Genomic DNA, 21,118 nt, shown 5'->3' with positions numbered 1-21,118 from the left:
ATCTGATATGGCGCTTTAACGTCCACCGATTCCTATAATATTTTATAAAAAGGTTTATATCATCATCCTTAGAACTGTAAGTTCTGTTTTTTCACCTTAATATTCAACAAAATCGCCACCAACATAAGGTTCGTTGTCAGCGAGCTGACGCCATAGCTCAAGAACGGCAAAGGTACACCGGTTACAGGCATAATACCGGCAGTCATACCAATGTTGACCATAACATGGAACATAAACATAGACGTTACACCGGTTGCCAGAAGCATACCGAAGGTATCATCGGCATCAAGCGCAATCGCAATACCGCGCCAGATAATAATCATATACATGCTGATGATAAACACCGTTCCGATAAAGCCAAACTCTTCACCGGCAACAGCAAAAATAAAGTCCGTATGGTTTTCCGGCAAAAAGTTCAGCTGGCTCTGCGTTCCGGCCAGCCAGCCCTTGCCAAGGAAGCCTCCGCTGCCGATAGCAATTTTCGACTGAATAACATGATAACCGCTGCCGAAAGGATCAAGCTCCGGATTCAGAAAAACGCGGATACGGTTCTTCTGATAATCCTTCAGAATCATCCAAAACGCCGGCAGCAAAGCCATAAAAGCTAATCCCATGCGGAAGAACCATTTATACTTAAAGCCACTGACAAAAATCATACCTATTAAAATAGCTATAAAAGTCAACGATGTTCCTAAGTCCGGCTGGCGCATAACAAGTATAAACGGCACCAGAATATATGCAAAAACCGGCAGGTAATCCTTAAATTCCTCCAGCCATTCAATTCGCTTATCCATAAAGGTAGCTAAGCAGATAATGAGAAAAACCTTAGCAAATTCACTGGGCTGAAAAGACATAGAGCCTATTTGGATCCAGCGCTGTGCACCCAATTGACTCTGACCTACAAACATTACTGCCAAAAGCAGTATGATGTTAAGTATATACAGCTTGGTAGCATAATTTTTGAGTACACGGTAATCAAAAGCCAACGATGCAGTAACAATAGCCAGGCCAAAGAGCATAAACATACTTTGGCGCTGCACATGCCAGGCCTTACCGGTGCTCACTGCAAAGGAATGGGTAGCACTGTCGATAAGCCCCAAGCCACAACCCATAAGTATTAACACAGCAGCAATCAGCCACCAGTCAAGATTTTTCAGGATACGTTTAAAATCCACAATGTACTCCTTCCTGCATTATTGGACGGTGTCCTTCTTCGGGGCAGCCTTATCAGGGCGGGGCATATAGCCCTTTTCCTGGAAAAATTCTTCAAATGCTTTATAAACAATAGGACCTGCAGCGATAGAACCGAAGCCACCCTGCTCTACAATACAGACTACAACAAGCTCCGGGTCATCTACCGGTCCATAGGCTACAAACAAGCCATGGTCACGTCCATGAGAGTTTTCGGCAGTACCGGTTTTACCGGCAATAGGCTTAGGCAGACCGGCAAAGTACGATGCCGTACCACCCTCCTGCGTAGTAGCACTCATACCCATGCGGATATAATCAATCGTCTGCTGTGACACATCAATATGCTTGCCTTCGGCACGCTTAGGCTTTTCAAAAAGACTGCCGTCACTGTTGATAATACTGTCAACAAGATATGGCTGATACTTGGTACCGCCGTTAGCAACAATACTGAGCATAACAGAAAGCTGAATCGGTGTTGTCAGGTTAAAGCCCTGACCGATTGCAGCATTGAAGGTATCACCCAAGCGCCAGTCCTCATCCCAAATTTCACGCTTTACTTTTTTAGAGGCAACAAGGCCTTTGCTTTCGCCTTCCAGGTCAATACCTGTGCGTTCGCCAAAGCCAAAGATATGCGCATATTTCTCAATGTTATCAATACCTACGCGATAACCAAGCTCGTAAAAATATACGTTATCACTCATCGCCAACGCTTTTATAAAGGTCAGCCAGCCTAAAACCTCGCCGCCGGCGTTACCCATAGTAGGAACCATCGGATGAAAGCCGCCGTCGAAAATGGGCTCGTTCAGGCCAACCTTTTTCAGCTCGAAGGCAGCGCTACCAGTAACAATCTTAAAGGTGGAACCAGGCGGATATTCGCCTGTGATAACCTTGTTATTCATCGGGAAATTAGTGTCATTATTAATGGAGTTCCAATTTTTAGAGGAAATGCCATGTACAAACCAGTTAGGATCATAGCCAGGACGGCTGACCATCGCCCTCACCGCGCCATTGCGCGGGTCGATGGCTATTACTGCCGCCGCTCTCGCTCCGGGAGCAATACCACTGTTGCGCAGGTAAGCAAGATGCTTATCGGTAAACTCCTCCAGCTCCTTTTGCAGCTGATAATCAAGCGTCAGCTTCAGATTTTTACCGGGGACAGGCTGCACGGAATCGTAATGCTTGACAACGTTACCGGCAACGTCAACTTCCTCCATAAAGGCGCCGTCCTCACCGCGCAGATATTTATCATAAGTCTTTTCCAGTCCGGCCTTACCGACAAGACTGCCCTGAGTAATATTCTTGAACAAGCCCTGCTCAATTTCATAAGCACTTACCTCGCCTACGTAACCCAAAGCATGTACAGCAAGCTCATGATAAGGGTAATTGCGGATAGGCTGCACCGAAAGCATAACCTCCGGCATATAGCGACGCTGTTCCTCAATTTTTGTTACCATCTGCTGATCAAGATTATTCTTCAGCATAATCGGTTCATAAAAATTTTTGCTCGCCTTAATTTTAGCGTTAATTTCTTCTACCGGCATCTGCAGCAGATTGCTGAGACGCTGCAGCGTTTCCGGTTTATAGCTGGACTGCTTCTGCAATACTACCGCATATCCCGGCAGATTGTTAACCAGCTCTTTGCCCTCACTATCATAAATAATTCCACGGGGAGCAAGAATACGCGACTGGCGCAGCCTGTTGCCGTCAGATTGCTTAGCGTAGTAATCACCGCGCCACAGCTGCAAATAAACCATTCGTCCCAGCAGCACAGCAAATAATACCAGACACACAACCAGCAAAGTGTGCAATCTGGTTATCCGGTTTCTATCTTCCATAGGCTACGTCTGTCTCCTTTCCTGCTTCCTGGTTAATAAGATATATCTTCTTTTCTGATCCATTCATAAATCATCTTCATTATAACTACAACAGGCCATACCAACAGCGCATTGCCTATAATATAGCCCAGGGAATCCCATAAATATGCAAAAAATATGCTCCAGCGTCCGCCACTGCGCAAAAGTTCCAGCCACCAGTAAACAAAACGCAGGATAAAAGTAATCGTCGCAATAGCGCTCATATGATAAAGATAATTATCCTTAAACACCTTTTCCTTTGTCAGGCCTACTATATAACCTACACAGATACGACTGAGAATATGGAAGCCAAAAATACCCACCGTCATTGCATCCTGCAGCAGTCCGGTGATACCGCCGACTACCGCCCCAGCTTTTTCGCCGCGCAGCATCGCATAAGCATATACCGCCAAAAGCAGCAAATCACAGGAAAGCCAGCCTGTATAATATACGGACATTGAACCCTGCAGCAGCATTAAGAACAGAAACAGGACGGGCCAAATCAGTCTCCTCATTTTGCCTGTCCTCCCTGTAATACAATTTTCGCTTCCGGCGTAAAGCCAACAATAACCAATACCTGTTCAACATCTGCAATATCAGCAGCAGGTACAATATCTGCTTCCTGCAGCAGACCTACACTATCCATATGAGTAGCAGTAACCTTACCGATAAGAATATCTGCTGGATGGCTGCCGCTGTAACCGCTGGTAACGATAATATCGCCCTCACGCAGGCTTGCTTCGCGGTAAATATGCTCCAACAGCAGCTTATCCTTGCCGCTGACACCGCCGGCTACACCGACAGCACGTGAATCAGCGCGCAATACCCTAGCACCTACACGACAGCGCGGAGAGGTGAGCAAAAGTACACGGGCGTAATCATCATATACCTCATCAACCACGCCTACAAGGCCACCATTAACAACTGCCATATCCGGTGCCAGACCTCTGTCCTTACCGGCAGCGATATATATGCAGTCACGTAAATCGCCGAAGCTGCGGGCAATTACCTTTGCTGCTACAACCTTCTGCGATTTGTGCTGCTCCTTATACTCCAACAAGCCTCTCAGCTGCCTGTTTTCTGCATACATCGAAGCCATCTGGATATTGGCATTACGCAGCTCAATATTTTCTTGTTTCAGCTTTGCATTTTCGCTCTGCATTACTGTCAGTGCCTTCCAATAGCCACGCACGCCATCACCGGCATTGCCTAACCCGGTCAGCATACTTTCTACCGGCAGCACTACTGCCGCCACCGCTCTGTTGACCAAAGGAAAACGGCTTCTGCCTGCTACAGCCATCGCCAGCATAGAAAACAGGACCAGAACAAACAAAGCTACCAACATAACCTTCTTATTCATGCTGCATTCCTACTTATTTAGAGGTCATAAAGCCTTTGCGGTAAATGTCAATATTTTCTACAGCAATACCGGTGCCGAGAGCAACACAGTTCAAAGCTTCATCAGATACGAATACCGGCATACCGGTTTCCTGAGAAATAAGTCTGTCCAGATTGCGCAGCATAGAGCTGCCGCCTGTCATAACAATGCCACGATCCATAATATCAGCGGACAATTCAGGCGGTGTACGCTCCAATGTGTTACGAACAGCGTCCACAATCATGCTTACAGGCTCGTTAACAGCTTCGCAAACATGGTTGGCATTAACCTCTATACTCTTAGGCAGACCGCTGAGCAGGTCGCGGCCGCGAACTTCCATAACAGCAGGCTCATCAACCTTCATTGCGGTACCGATTTCAATTTTAATATTTTCTGCTGTACGCTCACCGATAAACATATTAAAGGCTTTGCGGATATAACGTACAATAGCACTGTCGATAGCATCGCCGCCGCAGCGTACGCTCTTGCTGACAACAATGCCGCCCAGAGAAATTACGGCAACCTCACAGGTGCCGCCGCCGATATCAACAACCATGCTGCCGGTTGCTTCCTGTACAGGCAAGCCTGCACCGATTGCTGCCGCCATCGGTTCTTCAATCAAGTAAGCCTCACGCGCACCTGCTTCAATAGTAGCATCAACAACTGCACGCTTTTCTACTTCGGTAACACCGGAAGGCACACCAACCAGAATACGCGGACGTACAAAGGTACGATTGCCCATAGCCTGCTTAATAAAATATTTCAGCATAGACTGAGTAATTTCATAGTCGGCAATAACGCCATCCTTCATCGGACGGATAGCGACAATGTTACCGGGAGTACGGCCAATCATTCTCTTAGCCTCCGCACCGATTGCCAGTACCTCGTTAGTGTCCTTTTCAACAGCTACTACCGACGGTTCGCGGATAATAATACCCTTATCCTTGCAATGCACCAGCGTATTCGCAGTGCCCAAATCTATACCCATGTCATCCGACATATTGTTAAAAATACTGATATTAGGGAAAGTAAACTTCATTTCCGACTATCCTCCTAAACTTCTAATGCTCCATCTTCCTGAAAGCTGTAATAAGCACCGTCCCCGATAATCAGATGGTCCAGAAGCGGAATCCCCAACGTTTGTCCTGCCGCCAGCAAAACAGCTGTCAGCTGCCTGTCCTCAATGCTTGGCATCGGATCACCCGATGGGTGATTATGTGCCACGCAGATAGAGGCTGCATGCTGCAGAATCGCCGGCAGAAATACCTCACGCGGATGCACCACCGAGTTGGTCAGCGAACCCTCTGACACCAGCTCTGTGCCTATTACTTTATTCTTACTGTTTAACAAAATTACCAAAAATTGTTCCTTTGTGGCATAACGCAGGCGTGGCATCAAAAATGCCGCACCATCCTGCGGACAGCCAAAATGGATTTTATCCAAAGGGCGGGCCGACGCAATACGTCTGCCTATTTCCAGAGCTGCCAAAACTGTTGCTGCCTTGGCCTGCCCCATACCCTTGATTTGCATAAGCTCATTTAAGTCCCTCACTCCTGCCAGACGCCTGTACAGGCCTCCGTCAGCTGTGAGCTCCTTAGCAATCTCCAACGCTGATTTTTGCGCAGTGCCTGTGCGCAGCAATATTGCCAACAGCTCCGCATCAGTCAGCGCCTCCACCCCACGCAGAAAAAGCTTTTCCCGTGGTCTGTCCTCTAAGGGAAGATTTTTAATACTCTCTGTGTTTGTTGTTTTGTCGATACTACTAAAATCACTGCAAAAATCGCAGGTCCTGCTTACTGCAGGATTAGTCACTCTTCATAGCTCCTCATACTCCCAATCTTTGCATCATTAAGTACAACAATGACAACGGCAGACCTACAACATTGTTATAGCAGCCATTGATTTTTTCCACCAGGACAGCACCTCTGCCCTGAATGCCATAGGCACCGGCCTTATCCATAGGCTCGCCTGTGGCAATATAAGCATCTATTTCTTCAGCAGTCAGCTGACGAAAGCTTACATCAGTAACGCACACCTCGGACATCTTTTGTCCCTTATAACATACAGCAACGCCTGTCATAACCTGATGTGTACGTCCGGACAAACGCTGCAGCATAGCCTTAGCAGCTGCTGCATCCTGCGGCTTGCCCAAAATAACATTATCAATTACTACAATTGTATCTGCAGCAATAACCGGAAGCTCATCTCCCATTTTTGCTGCTACAGCAGCGCATTTGCCGGCTGCATTATGCAAAGCAACCTCCTGCGCCTGGCTGGCAGTGCCGCTGCCTTCGGCAAAATCCGCAGGACAAACCAGCGGAGTAATGCCTATTTGCTGCAGCAGCGCCTGTCTGCGCGGAGAGGCTGATGCCAAAATAACCTTCATGCTTCAGCCTATTCCTTTTGACCCATATCAATAACAATCTTCGGCTGTTGGATTTCAAAAATAACAGCCTGCTTGCCTTCGCGTACCGCATCACGTTTAAAAATACGTGCATAGTTTACGGTTACCAAAAGCCATAAAACAATGCATGCAGCGATAAATGGCAATTCATCCATATGGAAGAATGTAGCCATGCTGTGTCCACAGGCAACACCTGCAAGAATACCTGCTACCGGCAGACCGTAAATAACCAGCTTAGCCTTGCGTTGATCAAAATCGCGGTATTCCGCACCTACTACATCGCCGGCCTTAGCACCTACCGGGTTCCAACAATCTATATATTTAGGCAGGCCTGTCAGTTCGCTTTCAGCTTTATCAACCTTTACCTCAGCGCGCTCGCCCTGCTTTTTAACAATAATACCTCTAATTTCTGCCATTGAAGCAAATCCTTCCTCTACCAAATATTTAGCTTAATAAGCGTGTACGAAAATATACCAATAGCCAAAGCCGAAAACTACGCCGTAAATTGCCAGAAAAACAAGAACGCCTTGCCAGCATACAGGATAACCGAAGTTGATATCCTCGCCGAAAATACCACGGCGGTTAAAAAAAGTATATTTTTTACGTTTTCTGAACCACGCCAATTTGTTATCGGGGCCAACCAGCTTGGCAATCAGATAAATGTAAATAAAAGAACCAAAAAATATTTGCATAACGCGGGCGCATACTACCACCGGTTCTACGTTAGCTATAGTTTCCATATCTCAAAGCCTCCTATATCAAAAACAATCATCAATTAAAGCTGAATAAATTTATCCGGCATTTCCTTACGCAATACACGGACAAACTCATCACTTGATTTAAACAGCAAGCCTGCCAGCTTATTTTTCTTGCCTTCGGTAAACACCAGCAAGCGCTGCGGATTTTCATCAAGTGAATTATAGCGATGGATATAATGTTTAATCGCTGTTTTGCGGAAAAAGCTCTTTACATATTTATCGGTAAAGCTTTCTGTACGGGTCAGGTCAACAACATAACTGCGTTTAATAAAGCCTAAACCGTGGCTGATTACCTCAAGCTTCATATCCTTGTAGAGTATCAGAGTATAGCCAAAGGCTACGCGCCAAATCCACAGAGCCAAAAGCACTGTATCCATACCCCAGCCCAGCATATCAAAGCGTCTATGTTCCTGCAGCCAGGTCCATTCATGCCAATAAAGGCTCGCAATCATCAGCAAGGCAATCACTGCAAAGATTTTTCTTTGCGTACTTGTTCCAGATTCTTCACGATACAATTCTTCCAAAAGAGTTCCCTCCAGCTTCCTAAATTGTGCAATAGCAACAAAGCAATCTTATCCAATTAATTATATCAAATTTTACACTTAAAGCATATACCTCAAGCAATAAAAATCAGTGCAAAAATGTGAATTTTACCTGCATCCGACAGCTTTCCTGCAAAAGCAAAACACCGCTTCGCCGGCTTACGCCATTGAAGCGGGTTTTCGGTAAGTATTATGCTTTATTAAGATTCAGCTGCTGACATTGCGTCAGTCACAAGTATTTAAAACCATTACCGAGGTTTTTCATCGCTAACCATTCAGCAACTTAAGTACATGATAGACTATTTGCGCACCTGACCGTTACCGTTAATCAGATACTTTGTACTCGTAAGCTCCGGCAGCGCCATAGGTCCGCGGGCATGCAGCTTTTGTGTGCTGATGCCGATTTCCGCGCCGAAGCCGAATTCGTTGCCGTCGGTAAAGCGGGTAGAGGCATTGACGTAAACAGCAGCAGCGTCCACGGTATATTGGAAAAGCTGTGCCGCCTGATAATTATCGGTAACAATACATTCGCTGTGACCGGTGCCGTATTTGGCAATATGCGCCATAGCCTCCTCAATGCTGTCTACAATCTTTACGGAAAGGCGTAAATCGCCGTATTCCGTAGACCAGTCTTCTTCAGTTGCCGGATGCACCTGACTGCTGTACTCCTGCACAGCCTTGTCACCGCGTATTTCTACGGCAGAGGAATTATACATCATCAGCATCATAGGCAAGAATTTATCCGCAATATCCTTATGCACCAGCAGTGTTTCCATTGCATTGCATACGGAAGGACGCTGTACCTTGGCATTGAAGGCAATCTTCATCGCCATCTCCACATTAGCATCCTTGTCCACATATGTATGACATACGCCCGCACCTGTTTCGATAACCGGCACGCTGGCATTACGCACCACCGCCTGAATCAGCCCAGCACCGCCGCGCGGAATAACCACGTCGACAAGGCCGTTCATATGGATTAAATCCTGCACAGCCTGTCTGTCACTAGTATCAATAAACTGAATAGAGCCTGCAGGAATACCTGCACCCTCCGCAGCCTGCGCCAAAATCGCAGTAACAGTTTTATTGGACTCCATCGCCTCACTGCCACCCTTAAGAATAACAGCATTGCCGGATTTCAGGCACAGGCCTGCGGCATCTGCCGTAACATTGGGACGCGCCTCGTAAATAATACCGATAACGCCCAAGGGAACACGAATTTTGGTAATATGCAGACCGTTAGGCAAGGTTTTGCCGTCAATAACATTACCCACGGGATCAGCCAGGCCTGCTACCTGACGCAGGCCGTCAGCCATACCGCTGATGCGCTCGGCAGTCAGCTTCAGACGGTCCAGCATTGAGCTTTTCATGCCCTTGGCTGCAGCAGCAGTCATATCACGCTCATTCGCAGCTAAAATTTCAGACTGTTGTGCCTCAAGCGCAGCAGCCATCGCCAAAAGTGCCGCATTCTTAACTGCGGTAGAAGTAACGGCAAGCTTTGCTGCAGCCTGCTTCGCAGCCTGCGCCTTAGCCTGAACCAATTCATACGTTGCCATAATCCTCACCCTGCCTTATAAAATAACCAGGTCATCGCGGTGAATAACCTCATCAAAATTTTTATGTCCCAGAATATTTGCAATCTCACCGGAATTGCAGCCCTTAATCTGCTCCAGCTCGGCAGAAGAATAATGCACTAAGCCACGTGCCAGCTCATGCGCATCCTTATCGATAACGCTTACCGTGCTGCCCGGCAAAAATTCACCCTGCACGGCAAACACGCCTGCCGGCAGAATACTGCAGCCGCCGGCCTTGCGAATAGCCTTAGCACAGCCATCATCCACAACAATACTGCCGGCAATCTTGGCACCAAAGGCCAGCCAGCGCTTGCGGAACTGCAGACGGTTTTCACGACTCACGAACAAGGTTCCCAGCTCTTCGCCCTGCAGCACACGGGTAATGGCATTCTTTTCGGTACCGCTGGCAATTACCAAATGAATACCGCTGCTTGTCGCAGCCTTGGCTGCCTGAATCTTAGTTGCCATACCGCCGGTACCACGGGAAGAGCCGACACCGCCGGAACTTGCCTCAATCTCCGGAGTAATTTCCGCAACCTCAGGCACAATAACAGCATCGGGATGCGTTTGCGGATTAGCGGTATACAGGCCGTCAACATCAGAAAGAATGATAACAAGATCAGCATCCACAATACCGGCAACAAGGGCAGACATATTATCGTTATCGCCAATTTTCAGCTCATCAAGTGCCACAACGTCATTTTCGTTGACGATAGGGATAACACGCTGACGCATCAGCTCCATAAAGGTGTTACGCGTATTGGTGTAACGGTGGCGGTCAATCGCCTCCGTTTTGGTAATCAGCACCTGCGCCACGATCTGACCGTAATCGGCAAAGAATTTTTCATAGGTGTGCATCAGAACGCCCTGTCCTACGGCAGCAGCAGCCTGCTTGCCGGGAATAGTTTTCGGCTTGCCGGGCAAGCCCATGCGGTCCACCCCCACAGCCACAGCACCGCTGGTTACCAGAATCATTTCCTTGCCCTGATTCTGCAAATCACTGATTTCGCGCGCTAAGCGGTCAATCTGACTGAAATTGCGCTTGCCGTTAGCATAGGTAATCGTACTCGTACCAACCTTAATGACAATACGCTTAGCCTTTTTTAAAGCCTCACGGCTTGCTTCATTGTTCAACATTTCCCCTCACCTGCAGTTCTAGTTTTTATTTTTTGCGTTATCCGCAATACATAGCTTTCTCCAAGGACACATAGGATGTATCAGTTACTAAATACAGTTTACAACGGCATACTCCCTAAGGACGCATAGAATGTATCAGATGCTAAATGAAGCCGACGACGACGTACTGCATTGTACGTCTAGAAGGCTTCATGACGCAGATGGTGCATTATCTGCGTCCTTATACGTCGAGGAATTTTCATGACGCTCGACGGTGCGTTATCCGCAGTCTCAGTCTTTATAATCAAACACCATATCCCTAATACGCACACTCTGACCTTCCTGTACGCCTCTCTCCTTCAGCGCCTCGTCAATGCCAAGACGTTTCCAGATCAGCTGGAAGCGGTAAAGTGCCTCGTCATTATCAAAGTTAGTCATAGCAACAAGACGCTCTATGTTCTTGCCGCGAACCTCCCAGTCGGTATCATTGCCGACAACAATTTCATAGCTGTCCGGATCAATTTCGTCAAAGCGTGCCAGGTCTTCTTCATCCTCTTCAGGAACATATTGCAGCAGCAGGTCGTAAGCCTTAAACATCAGCTCACGCAATCCTTCGCCAGTAGCAGCACTTGCCTTACAGATTTCGTAGCCTTTAGCTTCAACGTATTCCTTTAAGCGCTCAAAGTTTTCCTGTGCTTCCGGCAGGTCCATTTTGTTGGCAACAACCAGTTGCTTACGACGTGCCAGACGCTCGCTGTATTCTGCCAGCTCTGTATTGATTTTGTCAAAGTCCTCAATTGGGTCACGTCCGTCAACGCCTGCCACGTCAACAATATGCAGCAGTACCTTGGTACGCTCTACATGACGCAGGAAGTCATGGCCAAGACCTACACCCTCATGCGCACCTTCAATCAGGCCGGGGATATCCGCCAGCACAAAGCTGCGCTCCTCATCCAGACGTACCACGCCCAAAACCGGGGACAGCGTTGTAAAATGGTAGGCAGCAATTTCGGGGCGGGCAGCGCTCACCTGTGCGATAATGCTGGACTTGCCTACGCTGGGATAGCCTACCAGGCCAACGTCAGCCAACAGCTTCAGCTCCAGCTTCAGCCAACGGTTTTCACCGGGTTCGCCCTTTTCGGCAAAGGTCGGTGCACGGTTGGTGCTGGTAACATAGCAGGCATTGCCCTTGCCGCCGCGGCCGCCTTTAGCAGCCGTATAGGTCTGACCATCCTCAACAAGGTCTGCCATAACAGCGCCGGTTGCATCATCACGTACCAAGGTTCCCATCGGCACCTTAACGAATACGGTATCAGCGCGTACACCGGTGCAGTTTTTGGTGCCACCCTGACCGCCGCGCTTAGCAACATATTTTCTCTTGTAACGGAAGTCAATCAGGGTATTGAGATTTTTGTCCGCAATCAGGACAACATCACCGCCGCGACCGCCGTTACCACCGTTCGGGCCACCCTTTTCTACAAATTTTTCTCTGCGGAAGCTGCTCATGCCGTCGCCGCCATCGCCTGCTTCTACATAAATTCTCGCTCTGTCAATAAACATTTTGTTTTCTCCTATATCGTAAATTTAGCTATTGCTAGGTATATTTATCTATATTATAGCTTATCTTGCAAGGAAAGTGCAACGTGGTAACAATCAAATCCGCAGAAAAGCTTTGAGTTTGCGAAGATTTCACTTCTGATTTATATGACGCAGATGGTGCATTGCTGTAGCCGTTACCTATTTCAAGGCTACAGCTAATAAAAAATGTGCCTGCAGCTATTTTTTATATACACAAAAGCTGCAAGCACATCTATAAAAGAAAAGGAGAACCATATTGCTTATTTCTGCAAAAATTTATCAACTGCATGTGCGGCACCACGCCCTTCGGCAATAGCCCACACCACCAGGCTCTGTCCGCGACGCGCGTCACCGGCTGCGAAAACACCGGGTACGCTGGTCACATAACTGCTGTCATCAGCCGCTATGCTGCCGTTAGGTGCCTTCGCCAGCTTGAATTCTTCGAGCAGTCGCTCTTCGCTGCCCACAAAGCCCATAGCCAAAAGCACCAGCTGTGCAGGCACAACATGTTCTGTACCGGGGATATCTGCCGGCACCATGCGCCCATTCACCAGCTTCCATTCATTCTGGCACAAGCGCAGACCGCTTACCTTACCATCCTCACCTAGGAATTCCTTAGTTGTAATGCAGAATTCACGCGGATCCTGCTTAAATTTATGGATAGCCTCCTCCTGACCGTAATCCGTTTTAAAGATACGCGGGAACTGCGGCCAGGGATTATCTGCTGTGCGGCTGTGCGGCAGACAGGGATTGATTTCCAGCTGACGCACGCTGCGGCAGCCCTGACGGATAACGGTTGCCATGCAATCGTTGCCTGTATCACCGCCGCCGATGATAACAACATCCTTATCCTTGGCATCAATAGCAAGTCCGTCCTCCAGATTGCTGTTCAGCAGGCTCTTGGTTACGCTTTCCAGATAATCCTTAGCGAAGTAAATACCTTCCAGCTCACGTCCGGCAACAGGCAAATCACGCGGCACTGTCGCACCAGTACACAGCACTACGGCATCATATTCCTCAAGCAATGTGCTGGAAGCCAGCTTTACACCGATCTCGCTGTTTAAGACAAAGCTTACGCCGGCATCCTCCAGCAGCTTGACGCGCCGCTCTACCAGCTTTTTATCCAGCTTCATATTAGGAACACCATACATCAAAAGGCCGCCGGCACGGTCGGCACGCTCGTAAACAGTAACGCTGTGACCGGCCTTGTTCAGCTCATCGGCACAGGCAAGGCCAGCAGGTCCGCTGCCGATAACAGCAACCTTTTTGCCGCTGCGTTTAGCAGGCTTATTGGGTTTTACCAATCCATGCTCAAAGGCGTTTTCAATGACATATTGCTCAATGTTGCGAATAGTAACAGGATTATTCACCAGACCTGCATTGCAGGCACCCTCACAGGGAGCAGGGCAGACGTGAGATGTAAATTCCGGGAAATTATTGGTTTTATTCAGACGGGCATAGGCATAATCATCCATCCCGTGATAAACAAGATCATTGAATTCCGGCATCAGATTATGCAGTGGACAGCCTGAAACCATGCGGTTAATCATCACACCGCTATGGCAGAAGGGAACACCGCAATCCATACAGCGCGCTGCCTGGCAGCGTAGTGCTTCCTTGTGCGGCAGGCTGCTCGTCTTAATTTCCTGCCAATCCTTAATTCTTTCTTCGGGGGCACGCAAAGCAAGCTCCGCACGCTTGTAATCCATAAATCCGGTAGGCTTACCCATTATGCCTTCACCTCCTCAAATACCTTCAGGGTAGCAGCGTCCGCGCTCATTCCCTGCTGCAGATACTCATTAAGCTTCTGCGTAACAAGCTTATATTCTTTAGGAATAACCTTGACAAATTTATCCTGATATTCATCCCAGTTATCCAATATCTCTAAAGCCAGCTTACTGCCGGTATGCTCTGCATGCTGCAGCAGCATTTTCTTTACCGTCAGGCTGTCGCCGATTTCCTCCAGCTTCTCCAACAGCACGATTTCCTTATTGCAGTAGGTTGCAAAATCTCCCTGCATATCCAAAACATAGGCCGTACCACCGCTCATGCCGGCAGCAAAATTGCGTCCTGTACGTCCCAAAATAACTACCGTGCCACCTGTCATATATTCACAGCCATGGTCACCAACACCCTCAACAACAGCATTCACGCCACTGTTACGGATGCAGAAGCGTTCACCGGCAGTACCGCTGATATACGCTTCACCGCTTGTTGCACCATAGAAGGCAACGTTGCCGATAATAACATTTTCGTGCGGATTAAAGCGTGCATCGCTGTCAGGATAGATAATCAGCTTGCCTCCGGAAAGTCCTTTGCCGACATGGTCATTGGCATCGCCCTCCAGCTCCAGCGTAACACCTTTCGGCAGAAAGGCGCCAAAGCTTTGGCCTGCACTGCCCTTGAAGTGCAGGCTGATGGTGTCGGCAGGCAATCCATCGGTACCGTAACGGCGGGTAATTTCACTGCCCAGAATCGTGCCGACAACGCGGTCCGTATTCTTAATCGGCAGCGTAATCGCAACAGGCTTTTTCGTTTCCAGATTACTGCGGCAGATATCCAGTAGCTCACGCATATCAAGCGATTTTTCCAGCTGGTGGTTCTGCTTTTTGGTGCAAACCTGACTTGCACCCGGCTCAACCTCCGGTTTATAGAGCAGCGGCGCCAAATCCAGATTCTTATTTTTCCAGTTGCGCTCCTCTGCCGGCTTGGGCAGCAATACCTCGGTACGGCCGACCATCTCATCGATAGTACGGAAGCCGAGCATCGCCATGTATTCACGAACCTCCTGCGCAATAAAATGCATGAAGTTAACAACATATTCCGGCTTGCCGTGGAAATTTTTGCGCAGCTCCGGATCCTGTGTTGCCACACCCATCGGGCAGGTATTAAGATTGCATACACGCATCATGATGCAGCCGATAGCTACCAACGGTGCTGTTGCAAAGCCGAATTCCTCCGCACCTAGCAAAGCAGCAATAATAACATCGCGTCCTGTCATCAGCTTACCGTCTGTTTCCAGTGTTACACGGTCACGCAGATTATTCAGCAGCAGCGTCTGGTGTGTCTCCATAAGTCCCAGCTCCCACGGCAATCCGGCATGATTGATGGAGGTACGCGGAGAAGCGCCGGTACCGCCGTCATAACCGCTGATAAGTACAACATCGGCGCAGGCCTTGACTACGCCGGCAGCAATTGTACCGACGCCCACCTCGCTTACAAGTTTGACGCTGATGCGGGCACGTGGATTAGCATTCTTCAGGTCGTGAATCAGCTCAGCCAAATCTTCAATGGAATAGATATCATGATGAGGCGGGGGAGAAATCAGGCCGATGCCTGCCGTCGTACCGCGGCATTCGGCAATCCAGGGATAAACCTTGCCGCCCGGCAGCTGTCCGCCTTCACCCGGCTTAGCGCCCTGCGCAATTTTAATTTGGATTTCGTCCGCATTGACAAGATAATTGCTGGTTACGCCAAAACGGCCGCTGGCAACCTGCTTAATTGCACTGCGCTTGCTGTCACCATTAGGCAGCGGTGCAAAACGGTTGGGATTCTCGCCGCCTTCGCCGGTATTGCTCTTGCCGCCTATACGGTTCATGGCAATCGCCAGGCATTCATGTGCTTCCTGACTTAAAGAGCCGTAGCTCATAGCACCGGTCTTGAAGCGATGACAAATGCTTTCTACAGATTCTACCTCATCAATATTTACCGGCAGACGCTGCGGCGTAAAGGTCAGCATACTGCGAAGATTCTGGTTGGCAAAGGCACTGCCGCGCAGCTGCTTGCTGAACTCCTTAAAGAGCTTATAATCACCGGTCTTGCAGGCCTGCTGCAGCTTAACAATCGTTTCCGGATTAAGCATATGCTGCTCGCCGCCGTTACGCCATTGATAATGAGACCCTGATTCATAGCTGAAAAGATCAATGTTTTGCTCGGCAAATGCAGGCTCATGACGCATAGCAACCTCTTTGGCAATATCATCCAGGCCGATACCTTCAAGACGTGACGGAGTTCCTGTGAAATATTCTTCAATAACGGCACTGCTGATACCGATAGCTTCAAAAATCTGTGCGCCACGATAAGACTGTACAGTAGAAATACCCATCTTCGACAGGATTTTAGCAATGCCGTGAGTGCAGGCGCTGATATAATTTTCAGCAGCCTTTTCAAAGCTGATATCCAGCATTCCGTCAGCACACATATGCTCCAGGCTTTCAAAAGCAAGATACGGATTAATACCGCTGACGCCATAGCCTAAAAGCAACGCCATATGGTGCACCTCACGCGGTTCAGCAGATTCTATGATAATAGAAGCACGCAGACGCGTACCGTTTTTAATCAGATGATGATGCAGACCTGCACCTGCCAGCAAGGCAGGAACCGCTGCCATATCTTTAGTAATGCCGCGGTCGGATAAGATTAAAATGCACTTGCCTTCCGCAATGTTTTTATCTGCAGCGGCAAATATTGTATCTAAAGCCTGTTTCAAGCCGGCGCCGCCATCAGCAACCTTGTAAAGCATAGGAATTGTTGCTGCTTCGAAATTAGGAATATTCTTCAGCTTGGCAAGCTCAATATTGCTTAATACAGGAGATTCGGCCGAAATCTGGTGGCAGCTTTCCGGCTGCGGATCAATCAGATTCAGCTCCGGACCAATACCGCTGGTTGTATCCGTGAAAACCTCCTCACGAATAGCATCAATCGGCGGATTTGTTACCTGCGCAAAGAGCTGTTTAAAGTAATTATATAAAAGCTGCGGCTTTTCACTGAGCACTGCCAACGGTGCATCATTGCCCATTGCTCCCAACGGGTCAATCCCCTTCTGCGCCATAGGACGCAGAAACTTGGTCAAATCCTCCAGCGTATAGCCAAACGCACGCTGACGCTGCATCAGTGTCTGCGAATCCGTCACCGGCAGTTCACTCTTAAGCGGAATATTTTTCAGCTTGATGGAATTTTCTTCCAGCCATTTACGATACGGATGCTCGCAGGCAATTTGGTGCTTAATCTCATCGTTGCCGATAATGCGTCCCTGCTCCGTGTCAATCACCAGCATCCGTCCGGGACGCAGGCGGTCTTTTTTGACAATAGTGGCCGGGTCAATATCTACAACACCAACCTCAGATGCGAGAACGATAGTATCATCATTGGTAATATAATAACGCGATGGTCTGAGACCATTGCGGTCCAAAGCAGCACAAATAGTACGGCCATCAGTAAAGGCCATAGCAGCAGGTCCGTCCCACGCCTCAATCAGTGAATTATGATATTCGAAGAAGGCCTTCAGGTCATCATCCAGATGCGGATTTTTGCCCCACGGCTCAGGAATCATCATCATAACGGCATGCGGCAGACTGCGTCCGCTCATCAGCAAAAATTCCAAAACATTGTCGAACATGCCGGAATCGGAACCGGTTTCGTCAACAATCGGCATAACCTTCTGGATATCATTACCCCAAAGACTGTTGCCGCACATTGTCTGACGTGCACGCATCCAGTTGATATTACCGCGCAATGTATTTATTTCACCGTTATGCATCAGATAACGGTAGGGATGAGCTCTCTCCCAGCTGGGAAATGTATTAGTGCTGAAACGGGAATGGACCAGAGCCATTGCTGTTTCGATAGAGCTGTCCTCCATATCCGCATAAAAGGTTTGCAGCTGCTGTGTTGTCAGCATGCCTTTATAGACAATAGTACGCGAGGACAAACTTGAAACATAAAAGTACTTGCCGCCGCGCAGCTTACCGTAACGGATATAGTTCTCGGCCTCACGGCGGATGCAGTACAGCTTGCGTTCAAACGCATTATCATCAATATCCAGACGGTCCAGGACATCAGCCGACGGACGGATAAAAACCTGCGCCATAAAAGGCATGCTCTGACGTGATTTTTCACCCAAAACTTCCGGATGCACCGGCACCTTACGCCAGGCAATAATTCCTTGACCGTTCGCTTCAACAATACGTTCAAAGTGGCGCTGAACATTTTCTCTTTCTACAACATCCGGCGGCAGGAAAATAAAGCCGACGGCATATTTCCCTGCTTCCGGCAGCTCCACATCCTGCTTCGCGCATTCCTTGACAAAAAAGTTATGCGGAATCTGCAGCAGTACACCGGCACCGTCACCGGAGTTCATATCTGCTCCCTGACCGCCGCGATGGTCCATGTTATGCAAAACCACCAGAGCCTGTCGTAAAATTTTATTAGACTTCTTGCCCTTAATATTGGCAACTACGCCAACACCGCAGGCATCGTGTTCAAACCAAGGATCGTACAATCCCTGTTTCTTGGGCAGCGAAGTATTCATAATAAATTCCCATCTCAAAGCATTTTATCAATAAATCTATTAGCAGTTCCGTTAGTGTTTCTGTTAAAGACCACTACAATAACTGTAATTTTAATTATAATACCACGTTATTACGATTGCAAATTGTATACATGTATATTTACTTGTATAACAAAAGTTCTGCAAAAGGCAATTTTCTGAAAGAAGCATTTTTATACCCCCTACACTCCTTTGCACTTCAGCGATACTTTTTTCCATTTCAGCTACACACTAAATGTTTTTCTAGGCATTTTTTTATTTTCACACTTGACAAACCGCGAAATTGTTGCGATAATGTGAAGAACACAGCGATGTGTATATTTTAATTTCAAAAACAAAAATGCAATGACCGGGAAAATTTACCTGCCCCAGCATCCAGAGAGACGGCATATGGTGCAAGCCGCCAGCAAGCAGGCAAAGAAGCTCACCCGCGAGCAGCTTCTCTGAACCAAGTAGGAGCAGACGTTTCCAGCACGTTACGCTGCCGATTCGCTAATCGGAAAAATTAAGTACAACTTAGGGTGGTACCGCGAAAAAATTTCGCCCCTATCTGCAAGCGCAGATAGGGGCTATTTTTATTATAAGGAAGAAGGTTAATTTTATGGGAATGACAATGACGCAAAAAATCTTAGCCAAGCACGCTCACCGCGACAGCGTAAGCGCCGGCGACCTGCTTGTTTCTCAAGTAGATTTAGTATTAGCTAATGATATCACCGGTCCTCCGGCTATCAACGAATTTGAAAAAATCGGTAAACCGGTATTTGATAAAAACAAAATTGCTCTGGTTCCGGACCATTTCTCCCCCTGCAAGGATATCAAATCCGCAACCATGTGCAAGCGTATGCGTGACTTCGCCCGCAAGCACGAAATCAAAAACTACTTTGAAGTTGGCCAGATGGGTATCGAGCATGCACTGCTGCCTGATAAAGGCCTTGTTGCTCCCGGCGAAATCATCATCGGCGCCGATTCCCATACCTGCACCTACGGCGCGCTCAACGCACTGAGCACCGGTATGGGCCAGACTGATATCGGCTGCGCTATGGCCAGCGGTACCTCCTGGTTCAAGGTTCCGCAGGCTATCAAGGTTAACCTGACCGGCAAGCTGCCGAAATACGTTAAAGGCAAGGACATCATCCTGACCATCATCGGTATGATTGGCGTTGACGGCGCCCGTTACCAATCTTTGGAATTTACCGGCAAAGGTGTCAGCGAGCTTTCTATGGCCGACCGCCTGACTATCTGCAACATGGCTATTGAGGCCGGCGGCAAAAACGGTATTTTCCCCGTTGATGAAAAAACCATTGAATTCTTAAAGGAACGCGGCGTAACCCGTGAATGGGAAGCAGTTACTGCGGACGAGGACGCTGAATATGCCCGTGTACTCGATATTAAGCTCGACGAGCTTGTTCCTATAGTTGCTTATCCGCATCTGCCGGAAAACACCCATCCTGCTAAGGAAGGTCATGCAATCAAAATCGACCAGGTTGTTGTAGGCTCCTGCACCAACGGCCGTTTGGAGGATTTGGAGCAGGCTGCCGAAATTCTCAAAGGTCACAAGGTTTGCGACCATGTGCGTATGATTATCATCCCGGCAACCCAGCAGATTTATCAGGAAGCTATGCATCGCGGTTACATCGATACCTTTATTGATGCCGGCGCTGCCGTTTCCACTCCGACCTGCGGCCCCTGCCTGGGCGGCTACATGGGCATCCTCGCTGCAGGCGAGCGCGCTGTATCCACCACCAACCGTAACTTCCGCGGCCGCATGGGCCATGTCGACAGCGAGGTTTATCTGGCAAGTCCCTATACCGCTGCAGCCAGTGCCATCACCGGTTATATCACCAGCCCTGAGGAGGTAGTAAAATGAGCAAAGTTTGGCGTTACGGCGACCACATCGATACAGACGTTATTATTCCGGCAAGATATCTGAACATTGCCGATTTCAAGGAATTAGCAGAACACGCTATGGAGGATGCGAAGGAAAACCTGGAAATTAACTTCGCCGCCAACGTACAGCCCGGCGACTACATCGTTGCCGGCAAAAACTTCGGCTGCGGTTCCTCCCGTGAGCATGCCCCTGTAGTATTAAAGGTTAAGGGCATCAAATGCATCGTAGCAGACAGCTTTGCCCGCATCTTCTATCGCAATGCGATTAACATCGGTCTGCCGGTGTTGGAAATAGGCGCCGACGTAGAAAAGATTGAACCCGGCGATGAAATCGACGTTGATGTAAACAATGGTGAAATCAAAATCCTCAATAAAAATATTACGATTAAAACAAAACCGCTGCCGGAATTTATCCAGCATATCGCAGACTGCGGCGGCCTGATTAATTATATTAAAGACTAACTATAAAAAGTCAAGGAGGCAAAGATAAAAAACTTAAACCAAATAGA

At 48.2% G+C, this 21,118-nt stretch carries 17 protein-coding genes and 1 other annotated feature; of the genes, 2 read left to right on the top strand and 15 right to left on the bottom strand.

All coding sequences use genetic code 11. The features are described 5' to 3' along the window. Positions 1-68 precede the first annotated feature (68 nt). The 15 genes from rodA to gltB form a co-directional block, all read right to left on the bottom strand. Positions 69-1,175 (bottom strand): rod shape-determining protein RodA, encoded by a 1,107-nt coding sequence (gene rodA, locus RDW05_RS02795; protein WP_293809676.1) that lies wholly within the window; start codon positions 1,173-1,175, stop codon positions 69-71. 18 nt (positions 1,176-1,193) lie between these two features. Then, complete coding sequence (mrdA, locus tag RDW05_RS02790) at positions 1,194-3,026, bottom strand: penicillin-binding protein 2 (RefSeq protein WP_307977763.1); 1,833 nt, start codon at positions 3,024-3,026, stop codon at positions 1,194-1,196. A gap of 32 nt (positions 3,027-3,058) precedes the next feature. Continuing rightward, positions 3,059-3,559: a rod shape-determining protein MreD gene (gene mreD / locus RDW05_RS02785; RefSeq protein WP_021720488.1), complete on the bottom strand. Its 501-nt coding sequence runs from the start codon at positions 3,557-3,559 to the stop codon at positions 3,059-3,061. Continuing rightward, a complete protein-coding gene (gene mreC, locus RDW05_RS02780) occupies positions 3,556-4,404 on the bottom strand; it encodes a rod shape-determining protein MreC (protein ID WP_293809680.1) in 849 nt (282 codons plus the stop codon). Before mreC ends, mreD begins: the two co-directional genes overlap by 4 nt. Positions 4,405-4,417: 13 nt before the next feature. Next, positions 4,418-5,461 (bottom strand): rod shape-determining protein, encoded by a 1,044-nt coding sequence (locus RDW05_RS02775; protein ID WP_009145323.1) that lies wholly within the window; start codon positions 5,459-5,461, stop codon positions 4,418-4,420. Between the two features lie 14 nt (positions 5,462-5,475). Next, positions 5,476-6,234, bottom strand: coding sequence for a DNA repair protein RadC (radC, locus tag RDW05_RS02770; protein WP_210683951.1), 759 nt, complete (start codon positions 6,232-6,234; stop codon positions 5,476-5,478). A gap of 13 nt (positions 6,235-6,247) precedes the next feature. Beyond that, a complete protein-coding gene (locus RDW05_RS02765; protein ID WP_021720491.1) occupies positions 6,248-6,808 on the bottom strand; it encodes a nucleoside triphosphate pyrophosphatase in 561 nt (186 codons plus the stop codon). 8 nt (positions 6,809-6,816) lie between these two features. After that, on the bottom strand, positions 6,817-7,242 hold the full coding sequence (locus tag RDW05_RS02760; protein ID WP_293725014.1) for a SoxR reducing system RseC family protein: 426 nt from the start codon (positions 7,240-7,242) through the stop codon (positions 6,817-6,819). 33 nt (positions 7,243-7,275) lie between these two features. Next, entirely contained in the window at positions 7,276-7,566 is a 291-nt protein-coding gene (locus tag RDW05_RS02755) for a hypothetical protein (protein WP_021720493.1), read from the bottom strand. A gap of 35 nt (positions 7,567-7,601) precedes the next feature. Continuing rightward, entirely contained in the window at positions 7,602-8,108 is a 507-nt protein-coding gene (locus RDW05_RS02750) for a hypothetical protein (protein WP_009145328.1), read from the bottom strand. A 317-nt stretch (positions 8,109-8,425) separates the two neighbouring features. Next, on the bottom strand, positions 8,426-9,682 hold the full coding sequence (locus RDW05_RS02745; protein WP_307977762.1) for a glutamate-5-semialdehyde dehydrogenase: 1,257 nt from the start codon (positions 9,680-9,682) through the stop codon (positions 8,426-8,428). Between the two features lie 15 nt (positions 9,683-9,697). Further along, positions 9,698-10,837 carry a glutamate 5-kinase gene (gene proB, locus RDW05_RS02740; RefSeq protein ID WP_307977761.1) on the bottom strand — a complete coding sequence of 380 codons (1,140 nt, stop codon included), beginning with the start codon at positions 10,835-10,837 and terminating at the stop codon, positions 9,698-9,700. A 270-nt stretch (positions 10,838-11,107) separates the two neighbouring features. Next, on the bottom strand, positions 11,108-12,376 hold the full coding sequence (obgE, locus tag RDW05_RS02735) for a GTPase ObgE (protein WP_021720496.1): 1,269 nt from the start codon (positions 12,374-12,376) through the stop codon (positions 11,108-11,110). Positions 12,377-12,654: 278 nt separating this feature from the next. After that, positions 12,655-14,124: a glutamate synthase subunit beta gene (locus tag RDW05_RS02730; RefSeq protein WP_307977760.1), complete on the bottom strand. Its 1,470-nt coding sequence runs from the start codon at positions 14,122-14,124 to the stop codon at positions 12,655-12,657. Continuing rightward, positions 14,124-18,704, bottom strand: a complete 4,581-nt coding sequence (gene gltB, locus RDW05_RS02725; RefSeq protein WP_307977759.1) for a glutamate synthase large subunit — start codon at positions 18,702-18,704, stop codon at positions 14,124-14,126. The genes RDW05_RS02730 and gltB overlap by 1 nt, the downstream gene beginning before the upstream one ends. Positions 18,705-19,058: 354 nt before the next feature. Continuing rightward, positions 19,059-19,273 (top strand) — a binding site (T-box leader). Between the two features lie 50 nt (positions 19,274-19,323). On the opposite strand from gltB, the gene leuC reads away from it, so the two are divergent. Both leuC and leuD read left to right on the top strand, forming a co-directional pair. Beyond that, positions 19,324-20,589: a 3-isopropylmalate dehydratase large subunit gene (gene leuC, locus RDW05_RS02720; RefSeq protein ID WP_307977758.1), complete on the top strand. Its 1,266-nt coding sequence runs from the start codon at positions 19,324-19,326 to the stop codon at positions 20,587-20,589. Next, positions 20,586-21,071, top strand: coding sequence for a 3-isopropylmalate dehydratase small subunit (gene leuD / locus RDW05_RS02715; RefSeq protein ID WP_307977757.1), 486 nt, complete (start codon positions 20,586-20,588; stop codon positions 21,069-21,071). Before leuC ends, leuD begins: the two co-directional genes overlap by 4 nt. Positions 21,072-21,118 lie beyond the last annotated feature (47 nt).

This window comes from uncultured Phascolarctobacterium sp. (genome assembly GCF_902463975.1).
Lineage (GTDB): Bacteria > Bacillota > Negativicutes > Acidaminococcales > Acidaminococcaceae > Phascolarctobacterium_A.
This window is presented reverse-complemented; position numbering and strand designations above follow the sequence as displayed.